This window comes from Salinicola sp. JS01 (assembly GCF_030284585.1).
Classification (GTDB): domain Bacteria; phylum Pseudomonadota; class Gammaproteobacteria; order Pseudomonadales; family Halomonadaceae; genus Salinicola.
Genome location: NZ_CP127244.1, coordinates 1,055,779 through 1,075,346, shown reverse-complemented (window position 1 = coordinate 1,075,346; position 19,568 = coordinate 1,055,779). Strand labels below are relative to the sequence as shown.

14 protein-coding genes are annotated in these 19,568 nt (G+C 65.6%); 8 read left to right on the top strand and 6 right to left on the bottom strand.

Features of this window, described 5'->3' with window-relative positions; genetic code table 11:
* Nucleotides 1-2: 2 nt before the first annotated feature.
* Together QO259_RS04840 and QO259_RS04835 are read right to left on the bottom strand one after the other, a co-directional pair.
* Nucleotides 3-1,253: a sarcosine oxidase subunit beta family protein gene (locus tag QO259_RS04840; protein WP_207034940.1), complete on the bottom strand. Its 1,251-nt coding sequence runs from the start codon at nucleotides 1,251-1,253 to the stop codon at nucleotides 3-5.
* Between the two features lie 235 nt (nucleotides 1,254-1,488).
* Nucleotides 1,489-2,517 (bottom strand): substrate-binding domain-containing protein, encoded by a 1,029-nt coding sequence (locus QO259_RS04835; RefSeq protein ID WP_207034942.1) that lies wholly within the window; start codon nucleotides 2,515-2,517, stop codon nucleotides 1,489-1,491.
* Between the two features lie 278 nt (nucleotides 2,518-2,795).
* Between QO259_RS04835 and QO259_RS04830 the strand changes: the two genes are divergently transcribed.
* The 5 genes from QO259_RS04830 (at nucleotide 2,796) to QO259_RS04810 (ending at nucleotide 8,876) form a co-directional block, all read left to right on the top strand.
* Nucleotides 2,796-3,782 carry a substrate-binding domain-containing protein gene (locus QO259_RS04830; RefSeq protein WP_285952016.1) on the top strand — a complete coding sequence of 329 codons (987 nt, stop codon included), beginning with the start codon at nucleotides 2,796-2,798 and terminating at the stop codon, nucleotides 3,780-3,782.
* Nucleotides 3,783-3,852: 70 nt separating this feature from the next.
* Nucleotides 3,853-5,343, top strand: a complete 1,491-nt coding sequence (locus tag QO259_RS04825) for a sugar ABC transporter ATP-binding protein (protein ID WP_285952015.1) — start codon at nucleotides 3,853-3,855, stop codon at nucleotides 5,341-5,343.
* Nucleotides 5,336-6,328 carry an ABC transporter permease gene (locus QO259_RS04820; protein WP_285952014.1) on the top strand — a complete coding sequence of 331 codons (993 nt, stop codon included), beginning with the start codon at nucleotides 5,336-5,338 and terminating at the stop codon, nucleotides 6,326-6,328. Before QO259_RS04825 ends, QO259_RS04820 begins: the two co-directional genes overlap by 8 nt.
* Nucleotides 6,325-7,308, top strand: coding sequence for an ABC transporter permease (locus tag QO259_RS04815; RefSeq protein ID WP_035471896.1), 984 nt, complete (start codon nucleotides 6,325-6,327; stop codon nucleotides 7,306-7,308). Before QO259_RS04820 ends, QO259_RS04815 begins: the two co-directional genes overlap by 4 nt.
* 11 nt (nucleotides 7,309-7,319) lie before the next feature.
* The gene (locus QO259_RS04810) at nucleotides 7,320-8,876 is read left to right on the top strand and encodes an FGGY family pentulose kinase (RefSeq protein ID WP_285952013.1); all 1,557 of its coding nucleotides are present in this window, start codon (nucleotides 7,320-7,322) and stop codon (nucleotides 8,874-8,876) included.
* Between the two features lie 36 nt (nucleotides 8,877-8,912).
* On the opposite strand, the gene QO259_RS04805 is transcribed toward QO259_RS04810, so the two are convergent.
* From QO259_RS04805 to gbcB, 3 genes are all read right to left on the bottom strand, one after another.
* On the bottom strand, nucleotides 8,913-9,503 hold the full coding sequence (locus QO259_RS04805) for a DNA-3-methyladenine glycosylase I (RefSeq protein WP_207034950.1): 591 nt from the start codon (nucleotides 9,501-9,503) through the stop codon (nucleotides 8,913-8,915).
* 156 nt (nucleotides 9,504-9,659) lie between these two features.
* Nucleotides 9,660-10,853: a formaldehyde dehydrogenase, glutathione-independent gene (gene fdhA / locus QO259_RS04800; RefSeq protein WP_207034952.1), complete on the bottom strand. Its 1,194-nt coding sequence runs from the start codon at nucleotides 10,851-10,853 to the stop codon at nucleotides 9,660-9,662.
* 344 nt (nucleotides 10,854-11,197) lie between these two features.
* On the bottom strand, nucleotides 11,198-12,304 hold the full coding sequence (gene gbcB, locus QO259_RS04795) for a glycine betaine monooxygenase reductase subunit (protein WP_285952012.1): 1,107 nt from the start codon (nucleotides 12,302-12,304) through the stop codon (nucleotides 11,198-11,200).
* Between the two features lie 358 nt (nucleotides 12,305-12,662).
* Between gbcB and gbca the strand changes: the two genes are divergently transcribed.
* Nucleotides 12,663-13,952: a glycine betaine monooxygenase oxygenase subunit gene (gbca, locus tag QO259_RS04790; RefSeq protein ID WP_207034956.1), complete on the top strand. Its 1,290-nt coding sequence runs from the start codon at nucleotides 12,663-12,665 to the stop codon at nucleotides 13,950-13,952.
* A gap of 111 nt (nucleotides 13,953-14,063) precedes the next feature.
* Here gbca and QO259_RS04785 read toward each other — a convergent pair whose 3' ends face one another.
* Nucleotides 14,064-16,166, bottom strand: coding sequence for a TonB-dependent receptor (locus tag QO259_RS04785; RefSeq protein ID WP_207034958.1), 2,103 nt, complete (start codon nucleotides 16,164-16,166; stop codon nucleotides 14,064-14,066).
* A 416-nt stretch (nucleotides 16,167-16,582) separates the two neighbouring features.
* Between QO259_RS04785 and QO259_RS04780 the strand changes: the two genes are divergently transcribed.
* Nucleotides 16,583-17,482, top strand: a complete 900-nt coding sequence (locus QO259_RS04780; RefSeq protein ID WP_207034960.1) for an ABC transporter substrate-binding protein — start codon at nucleotides 16,583-16,585, stop codon at nucleotides 17,480-17,482.
* Entirely contained in the window at nucleotides 17,479-19,512 is a 2,034-nt protein-coding gene (gene fhuB / locus QO259_RS04775) for a Fe(3+)-hydroxamate ABC transporter permease FhuB (protein ID WP_285952011.1), read from the top strand. Before QO259_RS04780 ends, fhuB begins: the two co-directional genes overlap by 4 nt.
* Nucleotides 19,513-19,568: the final 56 nt, after the last annotated feature.

Sequence of the window (19,568 nt, the reverse complement as noted above, 5' to 3'; positions counted from 1 at the left end):
CCTCAGTGCGCCACGCCGGCGGCGCCGTGTTCATCGATCAAGGCGCCGGTATTGAACCGGTCGATGGAGAACGGCGCCGCGATGGGGTGCATTTCCCCTTTAGCCAGACTGGCTGCAAAAACGTGTCCGGAGCCGGGGGTGGCCTTGAAACCACCGGTGCCCCAGCCGCAGTTGAAATAGAGTCCCTTGACCTTGGTCTTGGACAGAATCGGGCAGGCGTCGGGGCAGGTATCGACGATGCCGCCCCACTGCCGGTTCATGCGCACCCGCGAGAACATCGGGAACATCTCGACGATCGCCTGCAGGGTGTGCTCGATGGTGGGGAAGCTGCCGCGCTGCCCGTAACCCAGGTAGCCGTCGATCCCCGCGCCGATCACCAGATCGCCCTTGTCGGACTGGCTGACGTAGCCGTGCACGTGGTTGGACATGGTGACGGTATTGAGAATCGGCTTGAGCGGCTCGGAAACCAGCGCCTGCAGCGGATGCGACTCCAGCGGCAGCTTGAGCCCGGCCATCTTGGCCAGCACGCCGGAGTTGCCCGCGGCCACGCAGCCCACCGTGTGCGCTTCGATGTCGCCACGGTTGGTGTGCACGCCGTAGACCTGACCATCACGGATCTTGAAGCCGGTCACCTCGGTGTTCTGCAGCAGATCGACGCCCAGCGCGTCGGCGCCACGGGCGAAGCCCCAGGCCACCGCGTCGTGACGCGCGACCCCGGCGCTCTTCTGCCACGAGGCGCCCATGATCGGGTAACGCGCGCTCTTGGAGATATCCAGCGCCGGTTCGATCTCCTTGATCTGCTCGGGGGTCACCACCTCGCTGTCGATGCCGTTGAGACGGTTGGCATTGACCCGGCGCTGCACGTCGCGCATGTCCTGCAGGGTGTGCGCCAGGTTGAGCACGCCGCGCTGCGAGAACATCACGTTGTAGTTGAGATCCTGGGACAGCCCCTTCCACAGATCGAGGGAGTGGTTGTAGAGCCGTGCCGCCTCGTCCCACAGATAGTTGGAGCGCACGATGGTGGTGTTGCGCGCGGTATTGCCGCCGCCCAGCCAGCCCTTCTCGATCACCGCCACATTGGTGACGCCGAACTCCTTGGCGAGGTAGTAGGCCGTCGCCAGACCGTGGCCGCCACCGCCGACGATGATCACGTCGTAGCGCTTCTTGGGCGTGGGGTTGCGCCAATGGCGCTGCCAGTTCTCGTGGTGGCTGAGCGCGTGTTTGACCAGGCTGAAACCGGAATAACGTTGCATGGGGACCCTCTCTACGTCGCTCGTCGCCGTGGCGACACGCGGTCGGCGTGCGGTGATTTTCCGCGATGGTATCGCCCGCCCGGGGGAGCATGATGCTCTGCCACGTCACGCTAGAGTGCGTTTGCGACATGGCCTGACGATTTGCGACAGCGAGGGGCATGGCGGCCTTCCGCGGCGCGGCCCGAAAGGCGGCGTGGCGGCGGCACGGAAGGCGCTGAGAGCCGAGGCCATGGCCTCAGAAGGGTGGCGCGGGCGTGCCGACGATCTCCGGCATGACCTCCAGACACTGCGTCGGGTCCGCCGGCGGCGTGTCGATCCAGTCGAAGAGGCGCGCGATCATCGTGGTCACGTCCTGGCGCATCATGATCAAGCGCGGATGGAAGGCCGCCGCCAGCGGATCCCAGTCGAAACAGCCCATGATGATGTCGTTCATGTCGTGCCCGCCCAGACGCAGCCAGCGAACGATACCTTCCAGCGAGATGGTGGAGTTGACGAACATCGCCGCGGGCAGACGGCCCTCACGCTCGACGTAGGCCTCGAGCGCTGCCTGGGCCTTCTCGGCGGCGTAGTCGCAGGGCACGACATCCGTGGGCGCCGTGGCCAGTCCCCGGCTTTCACGGGCCTGGCGGAAGCCTTCGATACGCTCCCGAGTATTGTGATCCTCGACGCGCCCGCCGATGAACAGCACGCGCGTGGCATCGATCTGCTGCGCCTCCAGGCGATCGAGCAGCGCATCGGTCAAGCGGCGCGCCCCCTCGCGATTGGCGGATATCACCGACGGTGCGGCCGTGCCGGGCAGATCGAGATTGAGGCTGGCGACCCCCGCGGCTCGGCACAGGTCGGCGATGGCATCGGGATTCGTCGCCCCGGTGCAGATCAGATGCTCGACGCGATAGGCCAGCATCATCCTGGCCGCCTCGCGTTCCTGGTCCGGATCGCGGTTGGTGCAGGCCACGATGGTGAAGATACCTCGTCGGCGCGCCTCGGCTTCGAATATCTGGGCGATCGAGCTGAAATAGCGGTTGTCGTACAGCGGCAGGATCATGCCGAGGATGCCGGAGCGGTCGCGCCGCAAGGCGCGCGCCTGCATGTTGGTGGAATAGCCTTCGCGCTCGGCCAGATCGAGGATGTGCTGCGCCAGCTTGCGACTGATCCGGCGACGCTGCCAGGTGCCGTTGAGCACGGCACTGACGGTACTCGGCGACGTGTTCGCCAGCTTGGCGAGATCGTAGATCGTCAGCTTTCTGGATGGTTCGCTCGACACTTGGGCACTCCCTTTCGGTAGATCAAAAGTAGCATTGACCTGAGCGCGACAGAAACCAATAGTTGCACAACCGATTGCGCACCCATCCCTGGCTGCGGCCAGAAGTGCTGAAAAGGGTGATTACGAATTCGACCAGCGCGGTCAAGGCGGCATCGTCCGCAAAAAGGCCTGGCTCGCGTACGAGGTCGATCCCAACGCTGTCTCACCGAGCGCAGGCGCTGTGTAAACACCCGCTGAGCCGGCTGCGCTGTCGGACCATCAACGACGGGGAACCGATCATGAAACGCAACTTGTATCTCGCCGCGAGCCTCATCGCGGGCGTCATCGGCAATGCCGGCATGGCGCAGGCTCAGGACAAACCCACCATCGCGGTCGTGGCCAAGGTCGGCGGGATTCCCTGGTTCAACGCCATGGAGCAAGGCATCGAGGAGATGGGCGACGAGCTCGGCGTCGATGCCTACATGATCGGCCCGACCAGCGCCGATCCCGCGCTGCAGGTGCGTGCCGTGGAAGATCTCATCGCCCGCGGCGTGGATGTCATCGGCGTGGTGCCCAATGATCGCGAAGTGCTGGAGCCAGTCCTCAAGAAAGCCCGCGATCAGGGCATCATCGTCATCACCCATGAAAGCCCAGACTCTCAGAACATCGACTACGACTTCGAGATGATCTCCGCCCAGCAGCTGGGAGAAGAGCATGCCAAGCTGCTCGCCGACACCACCGGCTGCCACGGCTCCTATGCCGTCTATGTCGGTGGACTCAACGTGCCGGCCCACAACGCCTGGGCCGATGCCGCCGTGCATTGGCTCGACCAGCACTGCCCGGACATGAAGCAGGCCGCCGATCGTTTCGGTGTCGCCGAAAGCGTCGACGACAGCCGCAACACCACTCTGGACCTGATCCGCGCCCATCCGGATCTGGCCGGCATCATGTCGTTCGGCAGCCAGGGCACCATCGGCGCCGCCCGAGCAGTCAAGGAGCGCGGCCTGGCCGGAGAGATCAAGGTCATGGGCCTGTTCTCCCCCGGTCAGGGTCGCCGTCTGGTGCATGAAGGGGTCATCACTGGGGGCTTCCAGTGGAGCCCGCTGGAGGCCGGCAAGGCCTTCGTCGCGCTCGGGGACAGGCTCTACGAAGGTGGCGAGATCGCCGATGGCGACGACCTGCCGGTACTCGGCAAAGTCCGTCTCGACGGCCATACCCTGTTCGCCTCCAAGCCGCTGGAACTGAACGAGCAGACGGTCGACGAGCTGGCCGCACTCGGCCTCTGAACCGCGGCGACCGTCACGGCTGCGCGACGTTCGCGCGGCCTGTCTTCATCTTGCCTTCAGGGAGAGAGCGATGGATGACATCGCACTGCGGGCCGAGGGTGTCAGCAAGGTATTCGGCCAGAGCCGGGTGCTCGATGACGTCTCCTTCGAGCTGCGCCGCGGCGAGGTGCTCTGCCTCGCCGGCGAGAACGGCTGCGGCAAGAGCACGCTGATCAAGATACTCAACGGGGTCTATACGCCGGAAGCGGGCGCGACCTTCTCGTTCGGCAACGCCGACAGCGTGAGCCGCATCACCCCCCACGACGCCCGTGCGCTCGGGATCCATGTCATCTGGCAGGACCTGGCCCTGTTCCCGCACCTGAGCGTTGCCGAGAACATCGTCTTCGACGACTACGTGGCCAGCCCCTGGCGCCCGCTCTCCCAGCGTGCCGCCCGCCGCGAGGCGCGTGAGGTGATCGAACGCCTCGGGGTGCCCCTCGACCCCGACACTCGGGTCGAGGATCTCTCCATCGCAAGGCGCCAACTGGTGGCGATCTGCCGGGTGCTGCGCGCCGGCGCACGCATCGTGTTTATGGACGAGCCCACGGCCTCGCTCACGCGCAACGAAGTGCAGACCCTGCTGGAGATCACCCGCTCGCTCTCGGCGCAGGGCATCTCCATCGTCTTCGTCAGCCATCGGCTATCGGAGGTGCTGGCGGTCTGCCAGCGGGTGACCGTGCTGCGCAACGGCGCCCTGGTCGGTACCTACTCGACCGAGGGCATGACCCAGACTCGGCTGTCGCAGTTGATGACAGGCCACGAGCTGGCACTCACGCCGCGTGAGCCCGACGGTGCCGGTGAGCCGGTGCTCGAGCTGCGTAATCTGAGCCGTGCGGGTGAGTTCGAGAACGTCTCGCTGACGCTGCACCGCGGCGAGATACTGGGGCTCACCGGACTGCTGGGCGCGGGACGCACCGAGCTCGCCCATGTGCTGTTCGGCATGACGCGCCCCACCGGCGGACAGCTGCTCAAGAACGGCAAGCCGCTGACACTGCGCTCCAACCGGGACGCGATCCGCCACGGCATCGCCTACGTCTCCGAGGACCGCCTGAACCTGGGTCTGGTTCAGAATCAGTCGATCATCATGAACACCGCCGTGACGGTCCTGAACGAACTGGAGAAACCGCGAGGCTTCCTATCACCCCGACGCCTTCGCGCGCTGACCGCCGAGTGGATCCAGCGTCTCGGCACCAAGGTCAACGACGCCGAACTCGCGGTCTCCTCTCTCTCCGGTGGCAACCAGCAGCGGATCGTGCTGGCCAAGTGGCTGGCGACCAAGCCCGACGTACTGATTCTCGACTGCCCCACGGTGGGCGTCGACGTCGGCGCCAAGGCCGGCATCTTCGACATCATTCGAACCCTCGCCGACCAGGGCATGTCGATCATTCTCATCTCGGACGAAGCCAGCGAAATCTGGATGAATTCAGACCGCGTCGTGGTCCTCAAGGCGGGCCGGATCAGCCGTGAGCTCACGCCGACCACTACTACCGAGGCATCGCTCGAGGAGATCATCAATGCCTAGACTGCACCTCGGCACCGAGGGTGTGCTGGCCGCGATCATCGCCGTGCTGTGCATCGTTCTCGGGCTGACCACGGATACCTTTCTGACCACGCAGAATCTGTTCGACCTGCTCAACAACCAATCCGTGAACATGATCTTCGCCGTGGGGCTGGTGGTGGTGCTGATCGCCGGCGGCATCGATATCTCGTTCGCGGTGGCGGCGTCAGTGGTGCAGTACGTGGTCATGACCCTGCTGATCGATCACCTGGGCGGCGGCAACTGGTTGCTCGGCATCCTCCTGTCGATGGCCGTGGGGAGCCTGCTCGGGCTGGTGAATGCCTTTCTGATCCACCGTTTCCGCATCGTCTCGATCATCGTCACCATCGGCACCTTCAACCTCTATTTCGGGCTGCTGATGGTCTTCACCGGGGGCGTCTCGATCTACGACATCCCTGACTGGCTCTACTACTCGATTCCGCTGATCGATCTGCCCGCCGCACGCGGCAGCGCGACGCTCTATCTCCCCGTCGCGGTGATGGCCGTGATGAGTCTGGCCACCGGATTCATTCTTACCCGGACCGGTTTCGGACGTACCCTCTACGGCTTCGGCTCGAGCCCGGAAGCGGCCCGACGCTCGGGCGTGCGAGTCGGCGTGATCCACGCCTTCGCCTACGGCTGGCTGGGTCTGTGCGCCGGTGTCGCCGGCCTGATGCAGGCCCACATCGTACAGGAGGTGGTTCCCAACGCGCTGATCGGCCAGGAGCTACCGATTCTCGCAGCCGTCGTCCTCGGTGGCGCGACGCTCGGCGGCGGCCGCGGCTCGGTGACCGGGGCGCTGCTCGGCGTGCTGCTGCTGGCCGTGGTGCAGAACGGGCTCAACCTGCTCGGCGTGACTCCCTACGCCTTCCGCATGATCGTCGGTTTCATCATTCTCGTCGCGATCACCTGCAGCAATCTCGACAAACTGCTGCCGCGTCGCGCGATTCCCAAGGAGGCACGCCAATGAGCGCCGTATCCGCCCTCCGCCGTACCTTTCGCCCCGGCGCCGAGTCGCTCGAAATCGGCATCATGGCGCTGCTACTGGTCGTCAGCTTCGCGTTCTTCGCCTTGATGGCTCCCGGGTTCTTGAGCGCGGTCAATGTGCGTTCGATGGCCGTGCAGCTCCCGGAACTCGGCCTGCTCTCGCTGGCCATGCTGGTGCCGATCATCTCCGGCGGTCTCAATCTGGCGGTGACCTTCACCGCCAACATCGCAGGGCTGACCACCGCCTGGCTGGTGCAGAACGCGCTCGGCGATGCTGGCGTGATCGGCATCATCGCAGGTATCGGCGCCGGGCTCGCCGTCGGCAGTGCAGCCGGCTTGCTGATCGGCGTCATCGTGGCAAGGGTCGGCGCTCACCCGATTCTGGTCTCGCTGGGGGCGATGATCTTCCTCCAGGGGCTGGGCGAATTCCTGACTCGCGGCGGCGGCATCTCCGGCATGCCGGCAGGCTTTCAGTGGCTCGGCAGCGGCAGTTTGATCGGCATCCCCGTCCCGATGCTGATCTTTTTGCTCTCCGCCGGCGGGCTCGCCTACTTCATGCAGTTCACCCGTACCGGATTCTCGATCCACATGATCGGCTCCAACCTGCGAGCCACCGAATACTCGGGAATCGACGTGCGCCGCGTGCTGATCGTGCTCTACACCCTCTCCGGGCTGCTGGCCGCGATCGCTGGGATGGTGATGCTGGCACGCTTCAACTCGGTACGTGTGGGCCATGGCGAAAGCTATCTGTTGATCACGGTTCTGGCCTGCTTCCTCGCCGGCGCCAATCCATTCGGCGGTTTCGGGCGTGTGCTGCCACTGGTGCTCGGGTTGATGAGCCTTCAGGTGATCGCCTCGGGCATGAACCTGATGGGCGCCAGCCAGCACCTCGCCACCGCCGTGTGGGGCGCATTCCTGATCGTCGTCATGACACTGCGCATGCCCTTTCTCAAACGCTCTTGAACAGGCCAACCATGACCGAGACACACTATTCACTGGGCGTCGACATCGGCACCGGAAGCGCCCGCGCCGGGGTCTTCGATGATCGCGGCGAGCTGCTGGGCGAGGCGAAGGCGCCGATCGCCATGCATCGCCCGCAAGAGCATCACGTCGAGCAGAGCACCCGCGATATCTGGCGAGCCATCTGCGACGCCACCCGCCGCGCAGTCGACGCGGCGGGTATCGAGCCGGCCCGGGTCAAAAGCCTATCCGTGAGCGCGACCTGCTCGCTGGTGCTGCTCGATCGCCAGCATCGGCCGCTGGCGCTTTCGACCGGCGACGAGGGCTGGAACATCATCGTCTGGATGGATCACCGGGCCACGGCGGAAGCCGAACTCTGCACCGCGACCGGTGCCGCCCCGCTGGCCAATCTCGGCGGCGTGATGTCGCCGGAGATGCAGATCCCCAAGCTGATGTGGCTCAAGCGCAATCGACCAGCGTTGTACGACAGCATCGGCTACGCCGGTGACCTCGGCGACTGGCTGGGCTACCACTGCACCGGCATCGATCGCCGCTCGGTCTGCACCCTGGCCTGCAAGTGGACCTTCGACCCACGGCCGAACCGCGGCTGGGACCGCGACTTCCTCGCCCAGGTCGACATGACGGACGTGCTCGAGCGCGCCGCACTACCCGCCAGCGCCGCCGCCGTGGGCGAGCCGTTGGGGCCGCTGAGCGAGACCGCCGCGGCGGAGCTCGGGCTCACCACCGACTGTCTGTTTGCCGTGGGCATGATCGACGCCTACGCCGGCGCCATGGGCACGCTGGGGCGCAGCCTCGACGCGCATTCGGCACATCGGTTGGCTGTCATCGCTGGCACCTCGACCTGTCATATCGGTGCCCAGCCGGAACGTCGCGAAGTCCCCGGCGTATGGGGCCCCTATCCGGGAGCACTGTGCGACGGATTCGTCGCCAACGAAGGTGGCCAGAGCCTGACCGGCGCCCTGCTTGACCATATCGTCGCCCTGTTCAGCGCGGGTGGCGACTTCGGCGACGATCCCCACGGCGCCCTCTCGGCACTGCTACTGGCGCGCCTGGCAGAGGGCGATCCGGCACCGGAGCTGCATGTTCGCCCGGACTTCATCGGCAATCGTTCACCGCTGGCCGACCCCGAGCTTCGTGGCGCCATCGACGGTCTTACGCTGGAATCGCCGCGAGAAACCTTCATCAAGGTCTACTGGGCCGCGGCGACAGCGCTGGTCTACGGTACACGCGCCATCATCGAGCGCATGAATGCCAACGGCTACGCCATCGACACGCTCCACCTCAGCGGCGGCCACAACCGCTCCCCGCTGCTGCGCAAGCTCTACGCCGATGGCACGGGCTGTCGGGTGGTACTGTCGGAAGCACCAGAACCCGTGCTGCTGGGGGCCGCAATCATCGCCATGGCCGCCCGACGACACGAGAACCCGCTTGCCGTGGCCCGTTCACTCGCACCCGGCGAGGACCTGCTCGAACCCGACGCGGCGGCACGCGACCTGCACGACAAACGCTATGCCGCGTTCCGCCAGCTGTTCGATGGGCGCCTGGACTGAGCGCGACGCGCGCAGCCCACGCCAGGCATCCGACGTTCAGCCCATGGCCGCCACGGGCTTGCGGCGATGGCAAGCCTCGGCGTGGTCGTTGACCATGCCGACGGCCTGCATCCAGGCATAGACGATCACCGGCCCGACGAACTTGAAGCCGCGCTTCTTGAGCGCCTTGGAGATATCGACAGAGAGCGGCGTCTGGGTCGGCACCGAACCGTCGCTGCCGATGGAGTCCTGGATCGGACGGCCGCCGACCATACCCCACAGGAAGTCGGCGAAATCCTCGCCGCTGTCACGCATGGCGAGATAGGCGCGGGCGTTGCCGATGGTCGCCTCGATCTTGGATCGCGAGCGCACGATGCCAGCGTTACCGAGCAGGCGCTCGACGTCGGTTTCGTCGTAGCCGGCGATACGCTCGGGGTCGAAGCCCTCGAACGCCTCGCGGAAGGCGTCGCGCTTCTTGAGGATGGTGAGCCAGGAGAGCCCGGCCTGGAAGCCGTCGAGAATCAGCTTCTCCCACAGCGCCCGGCTGTCGTACTCGGGGACGCCCCACTCGGCATCGTGGTAGGCGGCATTGAGCGGGTGCGTCTGCGCCCAGGCGCAGCGCGGAAGATCGGGGTCGGGTACGGTCATGCTCGGCTCTCTGCGACGGATGGCGGTCGCTCTCGATTCTGCCGCCCGAAGCGGCCAAAACCAAATGCAGAACGCAAAACGGCCGGAAGCGCCCGCAGGCGCTTCCGGCACGTCACACTCGCCCTGGTATCGGGCGGGGTCGGTCAGGCCTCGGGATCAGCCGAGGGTCCCGTGGGGGTCGATCACGAACTTCTTGGCCGCCCCGCCATCGAAGGCGGCGTAGCCCTTGGGCGCGTCGTCGAGCGAGATGGTCTGGACGTTGACCGCCTTGCCGATATGCACGCGCTCGTGAAGGATCGCCTGCATCAGCTGACGCTGATAGCGCATTGCCGGGGTCTGGCCGGTGTGGAACGACATCGCCTTGGCCCAGCCCAGCCCGAACTTCATCGAGATGTTGCCGTGCTTGGCGTCTTCGCTCTCAGCACCCGGGTCTTCGGTCACGTAGAGCCCCGGAATACCCACGGCACCGCCGGCCTGGGTGATCTCCATGGTCGCGTTGAGCACCGTCGCCGGCTGCTCGTGGGCGTGGTTGTGGCCGTGGCAGTTGGCTTCGAAGCCCACCGCATCGACCGCGCAGTCCACCTCCGGCACGCCTAGCACCGACTCGATCAGGTCGGACATGCTGGCGTCCTGCTTGAGGTCGAGCCCTTCACAGCCGAAGCTGCGCGCCTGCTCGAGGCGCTGATCGTTCATGTCGCCGACGATCACGCAGGCCGCGCCCAGCAGCTGCGCCGAGACCGCCGCCGCCAGGCCCACCGGGCCCGCGCCGGCGATATAGACGGTCGAGCCGGGCTTGACGCCAGCGGTGACACAGCCGTGGAAGCCGGTGGGGAAGATGTCGGAGAGCATGGTCAGGTCGAGGATCTTCTCCAGCGCCTGCTCCTTGTCCGGGAACACCAGCAGCTGGAAGTCGGCGTAGGGCACCATCACGTACTCGGCCTGCCCGCCGACCCAGCCGCCCATGTCGACATAGCCGTAGGCGCCGCCGGCGCGGTCGCCGTTGACGTTGAGACAGATATGGGTGTCGCCGCGTTTGCAGTTGCGGCAGCGGCCGCAGGCGACGTTGAAGGGCACCGAAACGACATCGCCGACCTTGATGAACTCGACGTCACGTCCGCACTCGATCACCTCGCCGGTGATCTCGTGACCCAGTACCAGGCCTTCCGGCGCGGTGGTACGGCCGCGGACCATGTGCTGGTCGCTGCCGCAGATATTGGTGGTCAGAACCTTGAGGATGACACCGTGCTGGCACTGACGGCTGCCCAGTGCGAGTTCCGGGAACGCGATGTTCTCGACGGCGACTTTACCGGGGCCGCGATAGACGACGCCGCGATTGGCGGGTGAAGACATGACGTGAACTCCTGTGGCTGGTCTCTGGCTGCCGTCGCGTCCGACCGTCTGGCGGGGCGGATCCGGAACAACAGGCCGCAGTCAGCGTAAGAGTCCCGGCCCCGGGGGAGATGTCTCGTTGCGCCACCGGGTGACGCAACGACGACAGTGGCGATGTCTAAAGGTCTTAGGCCTGGCGTGACGGCTAACCGTCAGGATCTGGCCCCCGGGCATGACGAGACCGGAGGTGGGTGCTGCGCGAGCAGCGATCACCTGGCAGCGATCACCTGGCAGCGATCACCTGGCAGCGATCACCTGGCAAGAAGCGATCCGCCCCGACCTGCAGGCCGGGGCGGGGGCAGCGATCAGTAATCGATGACCACCTTGCCCTTGGGCTTGGAGCAGCAGGAGAGGATGTAACCCTCGGCTTCGTCCTCTTCGGTGATCCCGCCGTTGTGCTCCATCTCCACCTCCCCTTCGAGCTTCATCACCCGACAGGTGCCGCAGATCCCCATACCGCACGCCTTGGGAATGTGCAGCCCCAGCTTGGCGGCGGCGGCGTGGATGGTTTCGCTCTCGCCGATACGGATGCTCTTGCCGCTGCTGGCGAACTCCACCGGCGTCAGATCGGCGACATCGACCTCTTCGGCCTCTGCCTCGGCCTGCTCGGCCAGCTCGATGACATCTTCCTGGACACCCAGCGGCGTGGCCCCGAACGACTCCTGGTGGTAGTGGGACATGTCGAAGCCATCTTCCAGCAGCACCTGACGCACCGCCTGCATGAACGGCGCCGGGCCGCAGCAGAAGATTTCGCGTTCGAGATAGTCCGGCGCCATCAGGCTCAGCATCTGCCGCGACAGATAGCCGCGGAAACCGGCCCAGGCCTGGCTCAGCTCGTCGCTGCGCTCGCACACGATATGCAGGCGGAACTCCGGCAGCCGCGAGAACATGTGCACCAGCTCGCGGTGATAGATGATGTCGTTGGGCGCCTGCGAGCAGTGCACGAACTCCAGATCCACCGCGGCATTGGTATCGAAGAACCAGCGTGTCATCGACATCAGCGGGGTGATGCCGACCCCACCGGAGAGCATCAGCACCTTGTCCGCCGGGTGGTCGATGACGTTGAAGTCGCCCACCGGGCCGTGCACGACCATTTCGTCACCGGCGCTGAGGTTGTCATGCAGCCAGTTGGAGACCTGCCCGCCCGGTAAGCGCTTGACCGTGATCGAGAAGCTGTAGGGGATCGAGGGCGAGCTCGAAATGGTGTAGGAACGCATGACCTGCTTGCCCGCGATTTCAAGCTCCAGGGTGACGAACTGCCCCGGCTTGAAGAAGAACATTACCGGCTGATCGGCCATGAAGCAGAAAGTCTTGACGTTCCACGTTTCCTGGATGACTTTGACGCAGCGAACCTGGTGGCGGCCGTTGGTCCAAGTCTGAGTTGTGACCGGATTGAAAAATTGCATCGTCATGGCACTCGATCAGGGGAAGCGGCCACAGCGCCCACTTCCGGTGGGTTACCTCATGGCGGGATTCTGGGCACGCCGGCCGGGTACGACTTTCCCGTCAACGACACGGGCATGCCAGCCACCCCCAACCCGGTCACTCTTTCGTCGATTTGGCCGCTGTATCGCGCCCCGGGGAAAACGCCACCGGTCGTCCTGGTATCGACGAATGTCGCGGCTGGACAACTTCCAAGCTATCGCCTGAGCGACACTCCGCCGAACGGATCGAATCGCTACAGACTAGCCACGCGCCGCCACACTCAGGTCGATCCCGCCGATGGGCTCGGGAAAGACCCACAATATATCGTTTGATGAGGATGCGACCATGTCACCACTTCCACGCGACAGCCTGGATGACGCTCTCAGTGCGACCCGCAAGGCCGTGGCGGATATGCTGGAACAGCGTAACCCGACCTATTCGTTGCCCCAACCCTTCTACAACGACCCGCGCCTGTTCCAGGTCGATATGGAAGAGATCTTCGAGAAGCAGTGGCTGTTCGCCGGCATGAGCTGCGAGATTCCCGCCAAGGGCAACTACTTCAAGCTCGAAGTGGGCAGCAACTCGATCATCATTCTGCGCGGCGCCGAGAACAAGATTCACGCCTTCCACAACGTCTGCCGTCACCGCGGCTCGCGCCTGTGTCTCAAGGACAAGGGCAAGGTGGCCAAGCTGGTCTGCCCCTACCACCAGTGGACCTACGAACTCGATGGCCGCCTTCTGTTCGCCGGCAGCGATATGGGCGACGACTTCGACATGAGCGCCTTCGGCCTCAAGCCGGTGGCAGTGAAGAGCGCCGGCGGTTTCGTGTTCATCAACCTGAGCGAGAACCCCGAGCCGATCGACGACTTCCTGGTCTCGCTCGAGCACTACCTCTCGCCCTATGACATGGACAACGTCAAGGTCGCGGTGGAGTCCAACATCGTCGAGCGCTGCAACTGGAAACTGGTGATCGAGAACAATCGCGAGTGCTACCACTGCAGCGGTTCTCACCCGGAGCTGCTCAACTCGCTGATCGAGTTCGACGACACCGACGACCCGCGCTCCACCGGCGAGTACCGCGATCTGGTCGCGCGCAAGCAGGCCGACTGGACCGCCTGCGAGGTGCCCTGGCAGCTGGCGCGCTTCGGCAAGCGCAACCGCCTGACGCGCACGCCGCTGCTCGACGGCATCGTCTCGATGACCCTGGATGGCAAGCCCGGCTGCAACAAGCTGATGGGCAACATCCCCAATGCCGACATGGGCTCGCTGCGCATCCTGCATCTGCCCAATTCGTGGAACCACTTCATGGGCGACCACGCGGTGGTCTTCCGTGTCCTGCCGCTGGGCCCTCAGGAGACCCTGGTCACCACCAAGTGGCTGGTGCACAAGGATGCCGTGGAAGGTGTCGACTACGACCCGGCGCGCCTGCGCCAGGTGTGGGATGCCACCAACGAGCAGGATCGCCGTCTGGCGGAAGAGAACCAGCTCGGTATCAACTCGCTGGCCTATCAGCCCGGCCCCTACTCGCAGACCTATGAGTTCGGCGTCATCGACTTCGTCAACTGGTACAGCGAAACCATGCGCGAGAATCTCGGCGTACAAGCCTCGACCCCGCTGCAGGTGGCTTCGCAGTAGCGCCATGGCGCTCAGCGCGACTTACTGACGCCAGGGTCATAAATCCAGGCCCATACAAAAGGCGCCTCCCGAGGGAGGCGCCTTTTCATTGATGGTAACGCTATCCGCGGGCTAGAACTCCACGGTTGCCGACAGCTTGAAAGTACGTGGTTCGCCTTGAATCAGATAGCCGGCGAAGGCAGTGGATGCACCCGCCCAGTAATCCTCGTCGGTGACGTTGTCGATGCCGGCACGCCATACCCAGTCGGCACCACCGATCGGCGTGGTGTAGCGCACACCCAGGTCCAGTCGCGTCCACGGGTCCAGTTCGAGATCGTTGCTGGCATCGGCGTACTGCGTCCCGGTATGAATGACACGACCGGTCGCGGTAAGGCGGTCGACATGCGGGATATCCCACTCGCTGCCCAGCACGACACGGTACTCGGGCACGCCGGTCGCATGATTGCCTTCGGTGCCGTCCTGGGTCTTGGTCAGCTCGGCATCGATCCAGGTCGCGCTGCTGAACAGACGCAGACCCTCCAGGGGTTCACCGTAAAGGCTGAGCTCAAGGCCACGATTGCGCTGCTCGTTATCCAGACTGCCGACACCATCGACCACCGCGGCCGTCGGTAGCTCGATCTGAAACAGGCTGATACCGCCGCCGATGTTGCCATAATCGAACTTGCTGCCCACTTCATACTGCTTGGCGTGGGCGATGCCCAGGTACTCGCCATAGTTCGAGGCGCTGGTATCGCTGACGGTGCCACCATCCTGTAGCGCCTCGACATAGTTGGCATAGAGCGACACGTTGGACGTCGCCTTGAACACGACACCCACTGCAGGCGTGACTCGGCGGTCGGCATAACGGTTGTTACCACCGGCGTTGGGACGCTCGTCGACTTCCAGCTCCTGATAACGCGCCCCCAGGGTCAGCAAGACGCGATCATTCAGGAAACCCAGCGTATCGCTCAGGGTGACACCTTGAGAGCGGGTACGTGTCACACTGCCACCCACAAAAGGATCTCCCTGCGGCCGCGACAGATCCTGCGGGTCGTAGATATTGGTCGTACCCGCCGCCAGGAAGCTCCAGTCGGAATCGAACTTGCGGTAGGCACTGGAGTAGCCAAGAGTCACATCGTGGCTCACCGGGCCGGTGAGGACATAACCGCGGACACCCGCCTGACTGGCGAAGTTATCGATGTGGTTGCCGGTCTCGAAATCGTTGACGCTGGCGTTGCCGTTGTCATCGGTCAATCTCGGGTTCGCCGAGACGATATTCTCGATGGTGCGGTTCCCGCCGACCGCGGCAAAGGCGGTCCAGTCGTCGTTCAGGTCGTACTCCCCGCGCACCATGCCGAAATTGGTTTCGAGCGCGGAGCCACCGAAGGCGGGCGTGTAGTTCGAGGAGGCATCCGGCACCGCAGGCACTTCCGTCGCCGCCCCGGTATAGATGCTGGAGCGCGCGCCCTCCAGCGTCGACTTCTGGTGGCCGACATCGAACAGCACGCGTCCCCGCTCACCGCGATAGTCGAGGCCGACGACGACCGAGGTATCGCGCTGGCTCTCGTCATCGATGGCGGTATCGCCGCGGCCACGCGTGGCACTGACCCGCGCGCCCCACTGCTTCTGGTCACCGAAGCGCCGGCTCGCATCGACCCCCACCTCACCGTAGCTGTCTGAACGATAGCCGCTGGAAAGCTTGAGCATCGGTTCGTCACCGGCGTGCTTGGGTTCGATATTGACGGTACCGCCGATACCACCGTTGCCCCCGATGGGAATACCCGAGGTGAAGGCGCTGGCGCCCTTGAAGACTTCGATACGCTCGGCGATATCGGTGTTGATGAGCTGACGCGGGAGCACGCCGTAGAGCCCGCCGTAGGCCACGTCGTCGCCGGTCAGATTGAAGCCGCGGATCTTGAAGGCTTCGCCGTAGATGCCGTACCCCTGACCCACGCTCACGGAGGCGTCGTTCTGCAGCGTATCGCCCAGAGTTTGCGACTGCTGATTCTCGATCAGCTCGCTGGTATAGCTGGTGACGCTGAAAGGAATGTCCATCGCATCCTTTTCACCCAGCAGGCCGACACGCCCTCCCGCAGCGATCTGGCCGCCGGCAAAAGCCGGCGGCGGCGTATCGCCATAGGTCGGCACCGTGCCAGTGACGGTCACGGTATCCAGCGACGACGCATCCGCCGCGCTCTGCGCCCAGGCCGGTGTCACCAGGGGTGCACTCCCCATGGCAACGATCGTCAGCACATGACGAGCCTGAAGCCGGCTCGCCGAAGGAGAGTTCCCTGATGACATGGTCTAGATCCGTTGTTTTGAGAAATCGTTCTGAGAAATCGTTTTGAGGAATCGTTCTGATGAATCGTTGTGACGAATGGTTCGCAATGATTCGGCGCGTGGCTCGTCGAGCGCCGGAATCGAACGTACGCGCCACGTCCGGCCATTCTAGACCGCTTTACGATGGATGAAAATGCGAATGCTTCTTAGACGTACTCATGACAATCTCCTGTGTAACGATTGATAACGATTGTCATTCGATCTACCATCACTCGCGGTCGCCGGCCCCGGCAGACGGCCCCCAAGACGCCCATGCCGCTACGCGAGGCCGGGCATCCCGCGCTCGAATCCCGCTGTCAGGAATCATCACGTTGCCGCGAGTTCGCCCTTCACGCCCAGCCGTCGTCACCCGAATCGCGCTGCTGGTGGGCGTGTGGCTGCTGCTGACGGCCGCCGCCCAGGCCGCCGCCACGCCGCGCATCGCCGCCGCCAACTGGTCCTCCGCCGAAACGCTGATCGCGCTCGGCGTCACCCCCTACGCGGTGGCTGACATCGCCAACTATCGCAAGTGGGTCAGCGCCCCGGCGATACCGGCAGAGACGATCGACATGGGCCTGCGCAACCAGCCCAATCTCGAACTGCTGGCCCAGCGCCCGCCGGATCTGCTGCTGACCAGTGCCCTGTTCGTACGCGACGGCCAGCGCCTCGCACGGCTGATGCCGGTGGAGATCGTGGACAATTTCTATACCGGCAAGGACTACTTCGCCGGCACCTGCGCCATGACCCGTCGTATCGGCGAACTGGTGGGGCGAGAGACGGCGGCCGAGGCGTTGATCGCACGCACCGAGCTCGAGCTCGCGTCGGCCGCCAAGGCGCTCGCCGATAGCACCCGGCCGGTCTACGTGGTGCAGTTCGCCGATGCCCAGCACGTGCGCGTCTTCGGCGCCGGCAACATGGTCGGCACGCTGTTCGAGCGCACCCCGCTCACCAACGCCTGGCAGGGGCCGACCAACGGCTGGGGCTTCGCCAGCGTGCCGATCACCCGTCTGGCCGAGCACCCCGAGGCGCGCATCGTGGTGATCAAACCCTATCCGCGCAACGTCGCCGCTGAACTCGCCGACAACCGTGTGTGGCAGCTGTTGCCCGCGGTGCGTGCCGGCCGCGTCAGCGAGATCGAGCCGGTATGGACCTTCGGCGGCCTGCCCTCGCTGTCGCGCCTGGCGAGTGAGCTGGTGGCGGCGCTGCAGCCCGCGGCGGCGAAGCAACCATGAACACACATCCCCTGCCAGGCTCGGCCCTGCGCCGCTCGCTGCTGCGCCAATCCCCGCTGGGGCTGGTCACAGCCATGGGCGTGATCGCCGCCGTGCTCGGCTATCTCACCCTGGCGTCACAGTTCGGCGATCTCGCCGGTCACTGGTGGCAGGCAGCGATCTCTCCCGACGACGGGAATATCCGCCAGGTAGTGCTCCACTACACCTTCCTGCCGCGGCTGTGCGTGGCGCTCCTGGGCGGAGCCGGACTGGCGCTGGCGGGCTGTCTGATGCAGCAGGTGCTGCGCAATCCGCTCGCCTCGCCGGCCACCCTGGGGGTGACCAGCGGGGCCCAGCTGGCGCTGGTGATCGCCACCCTGTGGGGGCCGAGCTGGCTGCTGGCGGGGCGTGAGTGGATCGCGCTGGGCGGCGGGGTGCTGGCCACCCTGGTGGTGCTGGCGCTCTCCTGGCGTCGGCGGCTGGCGCCGATGGTGGTGGTGCTCTCCGGCATGGTGGTGAGTCTCTACATCAGCGCTCTCAACAGCGCACTGCTGCTGTTCCATCAGGAGAGTCTGGCCGGGCTGTTCATCTGGGGCTCGGGATCGCTGTCCCAGAACAACTGGGAGGACACCCGCTTCCTGCTCGCGCGCCTGATCGTCGCACTGGGGCTGGCGTGTGTTCTGCTGCGCCCGCTGGCGCTGCTCGATCTCGAAGAAGAAGGCGCCAAGAGCCTGGGGATCTCGCTGCGCAACCTGCGTATCGCCGGGCTCGGGCTGGGTATCTTCATCACCGCCTGCGTGGTCAGTGCGGTCGGCTTGATCGGCTTCGTCGGGCTCGCCGCGCCGGCCATCGCGCGCCTGGCCGGCGCGCGGACCCTGGGCCAGCGGCTGGGCTGGTCAATGGCGATCGGCGCCCTGCTGCTGCTGCTGACCGACCTGGTGGTGCAGCAGCTCTCGCCGTTGACCGCCTCGATGCTGCCCACGGGCGCGATGACCGCAGCCCTCGGCGCGCCGCTGCTGCTATGGCTGCTGCCCCGCCTCAAGCTCGCCGGCACGCGCCCCCAGCCGAGCGCCGGGCTGGTCCTGCCGCGACGCACCGACCCGCACCGCCGGCTGTGGCTGCTGGGCGCGCTGGCGCTCCTCGCTGTGGTGGTGGCACTGGGCTTCGGCTTCCGCCTCGATGCCCACGGTGCCCATCCGGCCTGGGCCGGCTGGGGCCAGCTCGACCTGGTGATCGACTGGCGCCTGCCGCGGGTCGTCACCGCCGCCGCCGCTGGGCTGCTGCTGGCCGCAGCCGGCACCCTGCTGCAGCGCATGACCGGCAACCCCATGGCGAGCCCGGAGGTGTTGGGGATCAGCGCCGGGGTGGCCATCGGGGTCATCGCACTGATGCTGCTGCCGCTGGGGATCGCGCCGCTGAGCGGCGGGGTCACCGGATTCGCCGGCGCGGTGGCCGCGCTGCTGGTGCTGGTGGCGTGCAACCGCCGCAGCGGCTTCGTGCCGGAGCGACTGCTGCTGACCGGGATCGCGATCACCGCCCTGCTGGATGCCCTGCGCGCCATCGTACTGTCGAGCAATGACCCGCGGGCCCAGCAGCTGCTGGCGTGGCTGGGTGGTTCGACCTACTACGCCAGCCTCACCTCGGCGGGGGTGATCGCCGTGGTGGCACTGGTGCTGTTCGCACTCACCCTGCCGCTGGGGCGCTGGCTGACGCTACTTCCGCTAGGCGCCCCCACCGCCAGGGCGCTGGGCGTGGATGTCGATCGCAGCCGGCTGGTGCTGCTGGCGCTGGTGGCGCTGCTCACCGTCGCCGCCACCCTGGTGGTGGGGCCGCTCTCGTTCATCGGCCTGCTGGCACCGCACATGGCGCGGCTGATGGGCCTGCATCGGGCCCGCCATCAGCTGCTCGGGGCGGGACTGCTGGGCATCGTGGTGATGGTGCTGGCGGACTGGCTGGGGCGCAATCTGTTCTTCCCCTACCAGCTACCGGCGGGGTTGATCGCGGCGCTGATCGGGGGGATGTATTTTATGTGGGGCTTGCGCAAGATTTGAGCGGCCGCGGTGCCCGGCACGGGTACCTTGGGGCATGGGCACCGCGGAGAAGGAGG

What these genes read in the sequence shown, in the direction of transcription:
- QO259_RS04840 (WP_207034940.1), bottom strand. Translation starts at nt 1,253, where the DNA reads ATGCAACGTTATTCCGGTTTCAGCCTGGTCAAACACGCGCTCAGCCAC.
- QO259_RS04830 (WP_285952016.1), top strand. Translation starts at nt 2,796, where the DNA reads ATGAAACGCAACTTGTATCTCGCCGCGAGCCTCATCGCGGGCGTCATC.
- QO259_RS04825 (WP_285952015.1), top strand. Translation starts at nt 3,853, where the DNA reads ATGGATGACATCGCACTGCGGGCCGAGGGTGTCAGCAAGGTATTCGGC.
- QO259_RS04820 (WP_285952014.1), top strand. Translation starts at nt 5,336, where the DNA reads ATGCCTAGACTGCACCTCGGCACCGAGGGTGTGCTGGCCGCGATCATC.
- QO259_RS04815 (WP_035471896.1), top strand. Translation starts at nt 6,325, where the DNA reads ATGAGCGCCGTATCCGCCCTCCGCCGTACCTTTCGCCCCGGCGCCGAG.
- QO259_RS04810 (WP_285952013.1), top strand. Translation starts at nt 7,320, where the DNA reads ATGACCGAGACACACTATTCACTGGGCGTCGACATCGGCACCGGAAGC.
- QO259_RS04805 (WP_207034950.1), bottom strand. Translation starts at nt 9,503, where the DNA reads ATGACCGTACCCGACCCCGATCTTCCGCGCTGCGCCTGGGCGCAGACG.
- fdhA (WP_207034952.1), bottom strand. Translation starts at nt 10,853, where the DNA reads ATGTCTTCACCCGCCAATCGCGGCGTCGTCTATCGCGGCCCCGGTAAA.
- gbcB (WP_285952012.1), bottom strand. Translation starts at nt 12,304, where the DNA reads ATGACGATGCAATTTTTCAATCCGGTCACAACTCAGACTTGGACCAAC.
- gbca (WP_207034956.1), top strand. Translation starts at nt 12,663, where the DNA reads ATGTCACCACTTCCACGCGACAGCCTGGATGACGCTCTCAGTGCGACC.
- QO259_RS04785 (WP_207034958.1), bottom strand. Translation starts at nt 16,166, where the DNA reads ATGGGGAGTGCACCCCTGGTGACACCGGCCTGGGCGCAGAGCGCGGCG.
- fhuB (WP_285952011.1), top strand. Translation starts at nt 17,479, where the DNA reads ATGAACACACATCCCCTGCCAGGCTCGGCCCTGCGCCGCTCGCTGCTG.